Source organism: Blastopirellula marina, assembly GCF_002967715.1.
Classification (GTDB): Bacteria; Planctomycetota; Planctomycetia; order Pirellulales; family Pirellulaceae; genus Bremerella; species Bremerella marina_B.
Genome location: NZ_PUIA01000017.1, coordinates 198793 through 210541, shown reverse-complemented (window position 1 = coordinate 210541; position 11749 = coordinate 198793). Strand labels below are relative to the sequence as shown.

The window sequence follows — 11749 nt, the reverse complement described above, 5'->3', positions numbered from 1 at the left end:
ATTCGTAGTTTTCGGCTCCCATTCAAAGAACGACATTAGTCGTCTTCGAAGGTACCCTTCTGTTGACGCTGCGATTCCAGCGTAACACCGCAGTAGACGTCGAACCAATCGAGTTCAACATCGTTGCTGGTGTAACCGTTGCCGGAAAGCAGAGCTTCTTCGGATTCGCTGGTGTTGTCGACGTCGAAACCTGGGTTGAAGAAGCCGTCACCGTTGACATCGTACAGCGACTTGACCGAACCGTCGGCCATCAGCACGTTGGCGCTACCGCCGGACTTGCCAGTGGAGTGCCAAGCGAACCAGTCGCGAGTGTCCTGAGCCCACTGGAAGGTCTGCGAAGCGTTTTGACCCAGGACAGCAGCCATACGCTGTTCCAGAGTGTTGAACTTCGTTTCAATGTTACCGATAATGGTATCGGTAGGATCGTTCGAGAGTTCTGGGTTCGCGAAAGCTTGTGGATTGTCGTAACCATCCCAAGCACCCGTGCCGGAACCGGAGAAGATAACACCGAAGTCCAGCGAGCTGGTGTTCTTAGGAATCTTCACGCGGTTGTTGTTGAAGTAAGCTGGACCGTCGTTGAACGATTCAGCCAGACGAGCACCGGAGGTCAGGGATGCGTCTTCGCTGATGGTGGTGCCGAGAACGGCTTCGTCAGCGTCGCCAGGAGCAGCACAACCCAGCATTGGAACGGCTTGCGAAGGAACGATGGCCGTACCCAGTTGACGTTGGGTCAGAGGACCGGTCGTACCGCCGAGACCCTTGGTAACGTAGTTGTTGCCGCTGTCGGTGTACAGAGCACGATTATTACCGGTCTTCACGTACTTGACATTGCCACGAGCAGCGAACCAGCTTTGAGCGTAGTTCGTGTTGTAGCCCTGATCGATCAACTGAACTTTCAGGTATTCAGCACGCCCAACCGAGTTGATGCCCGTACCGCTGAAACTACCTTTGCAGGCACCAGCCGTGAGGCGACCGGTTGGAGCACCTTCTTTAGGCGAGGTAGTATCTTGACCACCGAGAAGGTCGTTCAGCTTTTCCAGACCACGCAGTGGCGAGGTTGGGCAGAGCATTTCAGCCGGAGCGGCAGCACCCGTGTTAACAAGGTCAGCAACCCAACCGTAGCTGTCTGGGCAACCATCGCGCTTGTAGTCGTAAGCACCGCTGGTCAGAGCAGCCTTCTTGTTGGCATCGGAGTAGATGTACATACCGATACCGAACTGACGCAGGTTGTTTTTGCATTCTGCGTTACGAGCAGCTTCACGAGCACGCGAAACGGCAGGCAACAGCAGGGCAACGAGGATACCGATGATGGCGATAACCACCAGCAGTTCGATCAACGTGAAACCACGTTTCTTCATTGAAAATCTCCAAGGATTTAGTTACAAGCAATTGTGGAAAGAGTGTCGAAAGACGCTTTTCAGAGGGGGCCGAGGCACGGAGTTCCAAATCTAGTGCTTCGGTCTCTCTTTTTTTGTGCTGTGATGTTCCATCTGGGGTGGAGGTTTTGAAGACGCTGGGCGTGATCAAAACAGGTTGGCAAAACTACGATTGGGAACCGACTTACTACTACGACCTCCCTTCAATAAAGTGATTTGGCTAGATTGTCGCTTTGAATTATCAACGTAATGTGAATCTAGGGGCGAATTTTCGATTAAGGTTGAATCCACTGCTTTTGGCCGGACATGGCCCTCACTAGTGGCATTTATTTGAACTTCAAGGGCTTCAGGTCCCAACGCGAGTAACACTCGGTCTCAGGGACTTCTGCCTCGGTATTGCGGTCGTAGCCGATAAGGTAGTCCTGGCCGGCAATGAAGCCGGGGTTGAGGAAACCATCGCCATCGCTATCGGTGAGTGACCGAACGCTTCCGTCGGCCATCAGGACATTGCAAATGTCGCCGTGATTTACGCCGAACTGACGTAGATCCTGGCGGCATCCTTCCCACCAGGCTTCCTTCCAGACCGGTTCAGGGGCACCTGAGAAAGTAGGGGGCTGCAACAAGGTGGTGGGTGTCCAGCCGGCGATGGAGTCCGCACTACTTGCCGAAACCCGAGGGCCCCACGTGCAGAAGGGAACCATCGGTTCACCTGCCTGAACGTTGCCTGACAATCCGCGAGAAAGCAGACCACCCCCGCCCCCCAAGCCGTCTCCCAACAGGGGAATCAAGCTCGATGAAGTGGCCGAATTGTCGACTATGGCGGTCGTCATCGGACCAAGGGTTGCGGCCAGTGATACCAGCGGGTTCGATGTAGTCGTTGACACCAGGTTGCCAGTGGGGCGACGTGTGGAACTGTCGTACGACATCCGCACTCGTGACCGAATCAGGAACCAGTGAGCCGTATAGTTGGTGTTATAGAGCTTGTCGTAGATTCTTGTTTTGACGTGTTCGTCTCGTAGACTGCCTGGGGTTTGCAGGCCACTGGTTTCACAGATTTCACGGCAAGGGTTCTTACCGGCGAGTCCACTTTCCAGGGCGACGGTTACAGATCCAAGCGAGTCTCCCTGAGGATCAGCAAACGCAGCGTAGTCGTTGGGTGCGGTGCCTGCTTTAGCGACGCTTGTTTCGGAAAGCAAATCTTCATAGGTGTCAGAGAGTTGAGCATTGTTCGACGCACAGAGCATGTCGCCAACACCGATGCCGGAGTTGACCATGTCAGCGACCCAGCCCACCTCGGTAACGGCACCGTCTCGCCGCCAGCTAAATCCGCCGGAATTCAGGCGACGGCCCTTGTCGATGCTGGCGAAGTTGACCATGCCAATGCCGATCTGCTTGAGGTTAGACTGGCATTCCATCCGCCGTGCCGAAGCACGGGCCGTGGCAACCGCTGGCAAGACCAGACCAACAAGAATCCCAATGATCGCGATCACGACCAGCAATTCGACGAGCGTAAACGCAAGCCGTGGTTTAGCAAGCAATTGGTTCGTTGTCATGGAATCTCTGCGTTGCGAGTGGCAATTGGGAAGTGTCGCACTCTGCTGGCGCAAGGCGACCAAGGTGTTGCGTTGCATGAGGTGAATGTCCTCTGACGCGGGTTAGCAACGTTCTGTGAGTAAGTGTTGCGACCAGCACTTACTCACTTGCTGGTCCGCCTTGCCGTTTACATTTCGCGACATTGTCAGGCGGACATGTTAAGAACGGATTTAGCCCTCGTTGTCTTCGCTTAAAGAGAAGCGTGCGGAAGCCCGCAAGAACATACGAAGCCGCGCGGTCGCGTGAGAGACAAGACGCGATTGTTAAGAATTGGTCAGTGAGTGGGTGGTTTGCGAAGTGGAATTCGAAAAGGCAAAAGGCCACCCAAAATCGCTCGTTTTTGAACGAACGTTATTGGATGGCCTTTTCCTGGAACTCACACTTGCTTCGTAACATTCTTGGAGGGAAATGTCTCGATAGGCTTGTTACGATCTCTTAATACTAATGGTTCGTCACCGTAAAAAAAATACCGAGAAATCTCCGCTCGATTTTTCCAGCCGTGGGGAAAACCAGTCGAACGGTTGTTGGATCTTTTGAGTCAAAGAGGCATCTAAACCGAACTCAGGCGTTGGGGTTACCCGATGGGAATGCTTTCGTAGGTCATTGCTAGTTAAGGAGTAAGTGTTGTCTGTTAAAGGAGTTATCGTGCAACTAGCTGTCGGCGTGCCGCAGCAATACGGCAGCGAGGAAGCGACCGATCCGATGGACAAGCCTTGGCAGACCGGCTTCTTTAAGCAGCCTGTTGCTGGTTCGGTTCAATTACATCGCCTAGGTTTCGAGGGAGACGGCGTCGCCGATTTAGTCCATCATGGGGGGGTAGATAAAGCGGTTCTATGCTACTCCGCCCAGCACTACCCCATTTGGCGGAACGAATTCCAGCAGATGGACGCGCTGGCCGAGAGTTTCCCTATCGAGAGCTTTGGCCCAGGGGCATTTGGTGAGAACCTGACCGTCAGCGGGCTTGCGGAAGAGACCGTTTGCCTGGGGGATGTCTACGAGGTAGGAACCGCGAGAATCGAAGTTTCTCAGCCGCGGCAGCCTTGCTGGAAGTTGGGGCGTCGTTGGCGTCTGAAGCAACTCACGGCCCTGGCTGTTTCTACCGGTCGAATGGGCTGGTACGTGCGGATCCTTGAAGAAGGGGTTGTTTCGGCTGATCAAGACATGGTGTTAGTAGATAGAACGCTCCCAGAGTGGCCGATCACCCGCCTGAACGAGTTGTTCTACCACGATCGCAGCAATCTAGAGGACGCCCAGACGATGGCCCAGTGCAAGGTTTTGGCGGAAGCCTGGCGCGGTGAATTTCGAAAGCGGGTCGAAAAAGGGGCGGGCTAGCAAACATTTCTCCTGCGGTATCACCGAAAGAGTTTCTTCGCAAATGAAAATGTCACAGGGATTTAGTGAACCAGATCGGGGTTAGTGGTCGAACTTATTCTTCGTGTTTCCGACCTATCCTCATCGTTGTTATGAGGTAAAATGGGGGAAGCATCATGAACAAAGGATATAAACCTTCGGCCCACATCGGCTGAGGGACCATTTTTTTGCGATTGCCCGTTTCATCAACGGCTAGTGCAAGTGCACGCTCAGAAATGCGCAATTCTCGCAGCGACTCCACTCGTCGCATCTGGCCGAAGGTTTACTTTCAGAAAACGCTCCGCTGACTAAGCGGGGCGTTTTTTTGTTTCTTGGCAATTGAAGGAATCGCAGTGCAAAATAAGGGCGAACGGTTTCCTGGTTGAATCACGAGCTCTCGTTAGGTTCGCTATGTCATACGATGTCTTGTCTTGGCTTACGCCTGGTCTGCTTCTCGTCCTCGTGTTGGTTTCCCAAGGTCGCGCTGATGAGAAACTCACGTGGGACGATCCTCCCTTTCAAGCATTCTCGGAGAACCTGGGGGGCGTCATCGGGAAGTACTACCCAGATGCCAGGCTCGAGCGACCGAAGGCTTCGAGCAAGTCACTTGAGTGGTCTTACAAGACTCGAAAATTCATGGTTCACTTGCCCACGCTGACTGGCCAGTGGCAAGAAGCATCTGAGATGCTTGGGCCTGATCGCAAGGGGATTCTCTGCACGGCAGAAATTCACGAAGGGCCTTATGTGGGGATGGCCGTGGTGCCGCAGACGTTTGATCGACACTATTTCAAAGTGTTGATGATGGCTCCCAACCGTAAAGATGTCGGTGCCCATCTGATCGTGCGTCTCTTTTATCCTTCGGATATCGACAAGGCTGTGGTCTCGGAAATCGCTGAACTGGTACAGCAATTTGATTCCGAGCGTTAGGATGACATCCCTTCCAGTGGCACAAGATTCTCTTTCGAGAGTCGTCGCAACTGCCCGCACGCTGCGTTAATCTTGTCTCCTTTGCGATGCCGGAACTTCACGGTAATCCCGTGGCTTTCCAGGATCTCGCGAAAGCGCTGCTGGGCTTGGACCGTGGGCGTTTCGTACGGCAGGCCAGGCACTGGGTTGTAGGGAATCACGTTCAACAGGGCAGGGCGACCCTTGAGGAGCTTGGCCAATTGCTGGGCGTGCTCTGGGCGGTCGTTCAGCTCGGAAAGCAGCACGTATTCAAAGGTCAGTCGTCGCCCGCTGACCTCGAAGTAGTGATCGGCCGCGTCAAGAATCTTTTGAATGCCGATGGTCTTATTGACCGGCACAATCTGGGTCCGCAACTCGTCGTTGGGGGCGTGTAGTGATACGGCCAGGTGATACCGCGTGTCGAGCTTCGAGAGCTTGTCGATCGCCGGTGGGAGGCCAACCGTGCTGATGGTGATTCGCCGAGCACTGATGCCCAGACCATCTTCCGACGATGCCAGGTCGAGCGCCGGCAGCAGCCGATCGATATTCGCGAGTGGTTCTCCCATGCCCATCACTACGATGTGACTTAAGCGTTCCCCTTCAGGCAGAAGCATCTGCAGCCGCAGCATCTGCTCAGCGATCTCGCCGGCGGTTAGATTGCGTTCGACCCCATCCAGGCCCGAAGCACAGAAGACGCAGCCCATCGCGCAGCCAACCTGCGAGCTGATACAGATCGTCCGTCGGTCCCCATCCCGTAGCAGCACGCACTCGATGCGGCCGCCGTCGTGCAACTGGACCAACAGCTTCTCGGTGCCGTCATCAGCTGTGGTGTGCTTGGCGATGGTGGTTGTCCAAATCCGGCAAGACTCGGCCAGCTTCTCGCGAAAGGCCTTGGGCAGGTTGGTCATTTCTTCGAAGGAATCGACCCGTTTCTGCACGATCCACTCGCGCAGTTGTTTGGCCCGGAATTTGGGTTGCCCCAGTTCTTTGACGGTCTCTTCCAGTTGATGACGGACGATTTGCTCTACAAGATCGATCATGAGTAAGGTCTGCCTAAGAGACCCTATGGCTATTTCGAGGGAAAACGGTCTGCCCATGGTGATTGGCAACGGAATCCGTTATATTAGCTAAATTCAACCCATTGCGAGGGTAGGCCCACTAGGGAACTCGTCTTTTATTAGATTCTCGCCTTCGCAAGTAATTGGTCAACTTCCCACAACGGCAAGATTGCACTATGGCTCGAAAAGTCGCTAATCGTAAAGAGTTGCGCGCTCAAGTGGAGGCTGCAGAAGCCGCCGAAGCTCAGGACGAAGGAGCACCCAAGAAGAAAAAGGCAAAGCGCAAGTCCCGCAGTAAGAAAACCACTGAAGTCCGGATGAAGATGTTCTGGGGGGTTTTCAATCAGTCGATGAAGCGGGTCGCACTTTACGAATTCGATCAGAAGGAAGAGGCCGAAGCCAAAGCTGCCGATCTGAGCAAGTCCGGTAAGCCGCCGCACTTCGTTCAGAAGGTCAAGGAAACGATCGAAGAAACGATCGAGTAACGGCCCCGCTACACCCCAACCCTGGGTGCCGTTTTCGTAGTTGCCTCTTCCTAGTACCAACAACTCACCTGTTTGAGTGCGGGAGTCCCCACGATGATGCTGCGAATGAGTCTAGTAAGTTGCGCCGTACTTCTACTTGCGGCGCTGGGATGCACCAGCGAGCCCGCTCCGGCTCCTGCGGCTGGAGGTGGCAGCGCTACTTCCCCTCAGCCGGCTGCAGGCACGGCCAAGCCAGCGAAGGTATCGCTCGCTCCGGCTGGTGAGGCAACTCCTCCGCTGGACGGTGGGCGTGTTCAATCGAATATGCCAGAGGGCTGGAAGTTCCTGCCGCGATCCAACGATTATCTCTTTGCGGCCTACTACGAAGACAAAGGGGGCATTCCCCGGCTCGTGCTGCGCGAGTCGGATGCTGGTGGTCTGCCAGAAACCACTTCGGCCGAATCTGCCAAGCAGTTGGTTAGCAAGATTACCGAAGAAGTCGGTGCCGACAAAGACGCGGCCATGACGGTGGTCAACATCGGCAATGCCTGGTTCGTCCGTTACGAGAAAGCCATGAAGTTCCGCAGTCTTGCGGCCAGTGGTGTCTTCCTGGAAACGGTTCGCTCGGGCAAGCGGTACTCGATCGAGCTGTTGACTTACAGCGTCGACAAAGAAAAGTTCCTGCCAGGGCTTTATCGGTTTGCTGCGGATCTGAAGGTGGAAGCCTCCGAGCAGTCGGAAGTGAAAGAAGAGCCGAGCGAGTCGGAAGAAGCAAAGCCAGAAGAAGCACCTGCTTCTGAGGAGGCCCCTGCTGCGGAAGAATCGGCAGAGAAGCCGGCTGAAGAAGAGTAGTGGCCCCACCCCGCGACTCAGGCGGGACAGAAGGTTGCGAAAAAGGACTTTGGAAGCCCGTGTCAGAAATGTTACTCTTAGGATGCAAACTTTACCCACTTGGTAGCCTTTGCTGACTCGGAGCAAATCATTGAGTTCTTCCTCGTTCAATCCTGTTTATTCGTGCTTGCTAGTCTTTTCCCTTGTTTTGCTGCCGTTCGCTTCCGGCACCCTACATGCATGTCTCGACGAAATTGAGCCACAGGCTTAGGACCGAGTTGCCTTTCTTCCTGATCGCAGTAGTCTGGATTTGCCCAAGATTGATCGAACCGAGATGCGGCAGGCTCGCATCAAAGCTAAGATCGTCGATCTGACCAAAAAAATCGCGACCGAAGGGAAAACGGCTGAACGCTTCGCTGAGCGGGCCGAGTTACACGTGCTGCTGGATCAGAAGCACTGGGCCGTGGTCGACTACGACGACGCCATCAAGCTAGAGCCAAAGAATTATGCTTTGCGAGATCGACGGCTGGAATTGAATCGGGAGTTGGAGAATGTTGACCTGATAGAGGTCGATCTGACTGCCTTGATCGAGCTTGATAAAAGTGCGATCCGGTATTTCGAACGGGGCAAATTCTATGTCGAGCAGCGCGAGAACAAGAAGGCTATCAAGGATTTTACATCGGCCATTCAATTGGATCCGAAGTTGGCAGAAGCTTACGTGGGGCGGGGACGCCTTATCCATGATCGGCCATCGCAAATCAAAGCAATCTATGGCATTGACCGAGAGTTGATCGCCGAAGCAGCTGTCGACTTCGCTAAAGCAGTCCAGTTAAAGCCTGAACTGATTGAGCCGAGACGAACCTTGATCATTACTTATTTGAATTTGGAAAGGTACGCGGATGCTGTTGATCAAGCAACTGCGATTCTCGAGCGAATTCCGGACGACCCATGCGCCAAGTACTACCGAGCCAAGTCGTACAAACAACAGAAAAAGTATGATCTCGCTCTAGCGGATATCAATGAGTTGATCGAGCAGAGGCCGAAAGCCTCGAAGTTCGTTGGATTGCGTGCTGAAATATATCGCGAAACCAATCAAGTTGATAAAGCGATTGCCGACTATCGACACAACATTGATATCGACGGTGACAACTACGCGACACATGGCAATCTTGCTCGATACCTGGTCAATAGCAAGCGTTTTGAGGAAGCCATCGAGGCGTATTCCAAGGCTATCGAGCTAAATAAGTACGACCAAGAAATTCAGTCAGTGTTCTATGGTGACCGAGCCACGGCCTACCTTGAGCTTGAAAAGCATGATAACGCCCTAAAGGATTTCGGTAAGGCTGCGGAACTTGCCAAGTATCCAAGTTACTACAAGCGTCAATTGGCTAGGGGCCTTGCGCATGCCAAACGGTATGAAGAAGCAAACGCCGTTTACGAAGACATGATGGATGACAATCCCAGGGACAACAGTTGCTTTGAAGAGCGGGCTCGCATGTTCATTGTCATGGGGAAATATGACAAGGCCATGCAGGACATTAACACCTACCTAAAGCATGGCAAGCATGACCAGCAGGGATTCATGCTGCGGGCAGTCATTTGGGCTAGATTGGGGAACGAAGACGAGGTCCAGGAAGACCTGAGACGGGCAAGGGAAGCAAAGAAGTACTGGGAAGACATCCGGCAGAAGCACCAGGCCGAACAACGAGAGAAAGAGAAGCAAAACTAGGGTCCGCCTAACTCAGGAATTCTATGGGCATGCTACTAGAGCAAACGGCTATCGCTTGTGCTATTCTAAAGTTACCCATTCAAGGCGGTTGAATTTCGCGGCCGCCTTTTCTCCGATCCCTGTATAGGTAGTCCCACCCCGTGAAACGTCTTCTAGTTCTCTTGGCTGTCGTTGGTTTTGCTCGCACGGTACTGGCCGAGGCACCGGTTGCTCCGGAAACCAAGATCTGTAAGGTCGGCAAGTTGGTCGCGTTCGAGAAGTTCGACAAGCCGGATGTCATGGTGGCCAAAGGAAAGGTCGAGGCCGGCCAGTGGCGCGATGGGCTGGGTGATTGGAAGACCATCGACGGCGCTGCTTACGCCATTCAGGAAGCACCCAGCGAGCAGCGTCCCAACGGCCACGAAGCCGTTTGCGAGTACGTGACCGACATGGGTGACTTTGTCCTAACGGCCGAGTTCAAGATGAACCAGTCGCCACAGGTTGCTTTCGTCTTTCGCGATACCAATCAGCCGAATCTGCACCAGGGCCGCGTAATGATCAAGCCTGATGCGTTTTGGATTCAGAAGATGAGCGGCATCTCGAAGGAAACCCGCCGTGAAGAACTGAAACGCATCAAGCAGGACACCGACCCCGAGAAGTGGCACAAGATCACCATCGAAGTGTGCGGCGATCGCATGCGGGCAACGCTCGATGGCCAGGAAATCGAAGCGTCTCACGAACGCTTCCTGGAACACAAGGGCCGCATTGGCTTCGTGGCTCGCGGCGAAGGAGCCCTGTTCCGCAACGTTGCCATCTGGGAAGCCTCGGCCAAGTAAGCCTGGCTGGATGATCGACTAGCGCAAAAAAGCTCCTTGCATTGGCAAGGAGCTTTTTTTGTATCTCGGTTGTGCGGATGACGGTTACGAAACCGCACACGAATCGTCGTCGGGACATTGGTAGTCGAAGAACTTCCGTTCCTTGATCACCTTGGCCACCGATGCCGGCACCATCGCTTCCCACGACGAATCGCATTCGCCGATCTTTTTGAGCACGTCGCGAGAGAAGATACCCAGGCAATCGGGATTGTAATTGTCGAGATCGCTGATCCCGTCCCGCTCAAGCAGGTAGCGGTACAGCTTCTGAAGTTCCGGCTTGATGTTTAGTGTTTCGCAGGTCAAAAGCTCGTCGGAGTCGCGATCTCTCAGCGGATAGCAATAGATCTTCAGATCGTTCTTGAACAGTCGTCCGAACGATTCCAGAATGCCGCCATCGAGCGTCGTGTAGTACTTTTCGTCAAACAGTTCGCGCAGGCTCGCTGCTCCCATCACCACGCCGATATGCTCGTTCGTGCAGCGGGCCAGATAAGCACCCAGGCGATAGTACTCGAAGTAATCGGAAATCAGCACGTTCATACCGCAAGCCGCCATAATGTCGGCACGTGCCAGGAAGTCGCGGCGGTCGATCTCACCTTCAGCCTTCAGGTTCCGCATGGTGATCTCCATGATCTGAGCCACCTCTTTCCCTTTGACGTCGGGAAGCTGCGAGAACTTCTCGTGGGCGCAGTTGAGCATGTCCAGGTTGACGTTGCAAACCGGACGGAAGCTACCTCGCTCGACCAGGATTGGTTTCTTATAGAGGAACTCGGATGGCTGCAGCACTTCGCCGTTGGCTGCGAACATGGCTGCGCCGCTGAGCCCCAGTTCGACCAGCTTCAGGCTCATCAGACGGTTGTCGACTCGGCGGAACGCGATTCCGGAGAACTCAATCATGTCGATCTCGATACGCGAGGTCGAAAGACCATCCAGCAGCGAATCGACCAGCAGTTCCGGTTCGTGATGGTAGTTGAACGCGGCATAGACCAGGTTCACGCCCACGATGCCCAGCGCTTCCTGTTGCAAGGCCATCTCGTTGTCCAGCATGCGGACGTGGATGATGATCTGGCTGTCGTCATCGCGGGGGTGGGCTTGGAACTTGATGCCCATCCAGCCGTGGCATTCCGAGCCCCCTTTGTAGCCGCGGGCCTTCACCGTATCGGCGAACGCGAAGAAAGTGCTCGTCTCACCTCGCATATCGGTCAAGCGTTCCAGGTTCAACGCATGCTCTTGATCAAGCATCGCTTGCAGGCGTTCGCGGCAGACGTAGCGTTTCGCACGCCCGTAGATCGCGTCGCTGACCTGCATGTCGTAGGCCGACATGCTTTTGGCGATCGTTCCGGCTGCACCCCCAACGCGGAAGAACCAACGGACAACTTCCTGTCCGGCACCAATCTCGGCAAACGTGCCGTATCGGCGATTGTCCAAGTTGATGCTGAGCGCCTTCTGGTGAGTATCCAGGGGCTTTCCGGATGAATTTTGGAGCATGCGACTTCCGCTCGGTAAACGTTGAATTGGTTGAAAGAACTACGCGGCGTGTTACCTGTCGCAC

At 54.3% G+C, this 11749-nt stretch carries 10 protein-coding genes; 6 read left to right on the top strand and 4 right to left on the bottom strand.

Annotated features, from left to right (window positions below; genetic code table 11):
• Window positions 1-35: 35 nt before the first annotated feature.
• On the bottom strand, window positions 36-1358 hold the full coding sequence (locus C5Y96_RS06835) for a DUF1559 domain-containing protein (protein WP_105351274.1): 1323 nt from the start codon (window positions 1356-1358) through the stop codon (window positions 36-38).
• 344 nt (window positions 1359-1702) lie between these two features.
• Window positions 1703-2929: a DUF1559 domain-containing protein gene (locus C5Y96_RS27275; RefSeq protein WP_105351821.1), complete on the bottom strand. Its 1227-nt coding sequence runs from the start codon at window positions 2927-2929 to the stop codon at window positions 1703-1705.
• 685 nt (window positions 2930-3614) lie between these two features.
• Here C5Y96_RS27275 and C5Y96_RS06825 point away from each other — a divergent pair.
• Window positions 3615-4301, top strand: coding sequence for an MOSC domain-containing protein (locus tag C5Y96_RS06825; RefSeq protein WP_233198844.1), 687 nt, complete (start codon window positions 3615-3617; stop codon window positions 4299-4301).
• Between the two features lie 429 nt (window positions 4302-4730).
• On the top strand, window positions 4731-5246 hold the full coding sequence (locus C5Y96_RS06820) for a hypothetical protein (protein WP_105351272.1): 516 nt from the start codon (window positions 4731-4733) through the stop codon (window positions 5244-5246).
• Here the strand turns inward: C5Y96_RS06820 and rlmN are convergent.
• The gene (rlmN, locus tag C5Y96_RS06815) at window positions 5243-6304 is read right to left on the bottom strand and encodes a 23S rRNA (adenine(2503)-C(2))-methyltransferase RlmN (RefSeq protein ID WP_233198843.1); all 1062 of its coding nucleotides are present in this window, start codon (window positions 6302-6304) and stop codon (window positions 5243-5245) included. The genes C5Y96_RS06820 and rlmN overlap by 4 nt on opposite strands.
• A gap of 194 nt (window positions 6305-6498) precedes the next feature.
• Here rlmN and C5Y96_RS06810 point away from each other — a divergent pair, with 194 nt between their 5' ends.
• From C5Y96_RS06810 to C5Y96_RS06795, 4 genes are all read left to right on the top strand, one after another.
• Window positions 6499-6807 carry a hypothetical protein gene (locus C5Y96_RS06810; RefSeq protein ID WP_105351268.1) on the top strand — a complete coding sequence of 103 codons (309 nt, stop codon included), beginning with the start codon at window positions 6499-6501 and terminating at the stop codon, window positions 6805-6807.
• Between the two features lie 105 nt (window positions 6808-6912).
• Window positions 6913-7638 carry a hypothetical protein gene (locus C5Y96_RS06805; protein ID WP_146115550.1) on the top strand — a complete coding sequence of 242 codons (726 nt, stop codon included), beginning with the start codon at window positions 6913-6915 and terminating at the stop codon, window positions 7636-7638.
• A 289-nt stretch (window positions 7639-7927) separates the two neighbouring features.
• Entirely contained in the window at window positions 7928-9346 is a 1419-nt protein-coding gene (locus tag C5Y96_RS06800) for a tetratricopeptide repeat protein (protein ID WP_146115549.1), read from the top strand.
• Window positions 9347-9486: 140 nt separating this feature from the next.
• Window positions 9487-10161, top strand: a complete 675-nt coding sequence (locus C5Y96_RS06795; protein ID WP_146115548.1) for a family 16 glycoside hydrolase — start codon at window positions 9487-9489, stop codon at window positions 10159-10161.
• An 84-nt stretch (window positions 10162-10245) separates the two neighbouring features.
• On the opposite strand, the gene C5Y96_RS06790 is transcribed toward C5Y96_RS06795, so the two are convergent.
• Window positions 10246-11685, bottom strand: a complete 1440-nt coding sequence (locus C5Y96_RS06790) for a nicotinate-nucleotide adenylyltransferase (RefSeq protein ID WP_105351259.1) — start codon at window positions 11683-11685, stop codon at window positions 10246-10248.
• Between the last annotated feature and the right edge of the window lie 64 nt (window positions 11686-11749).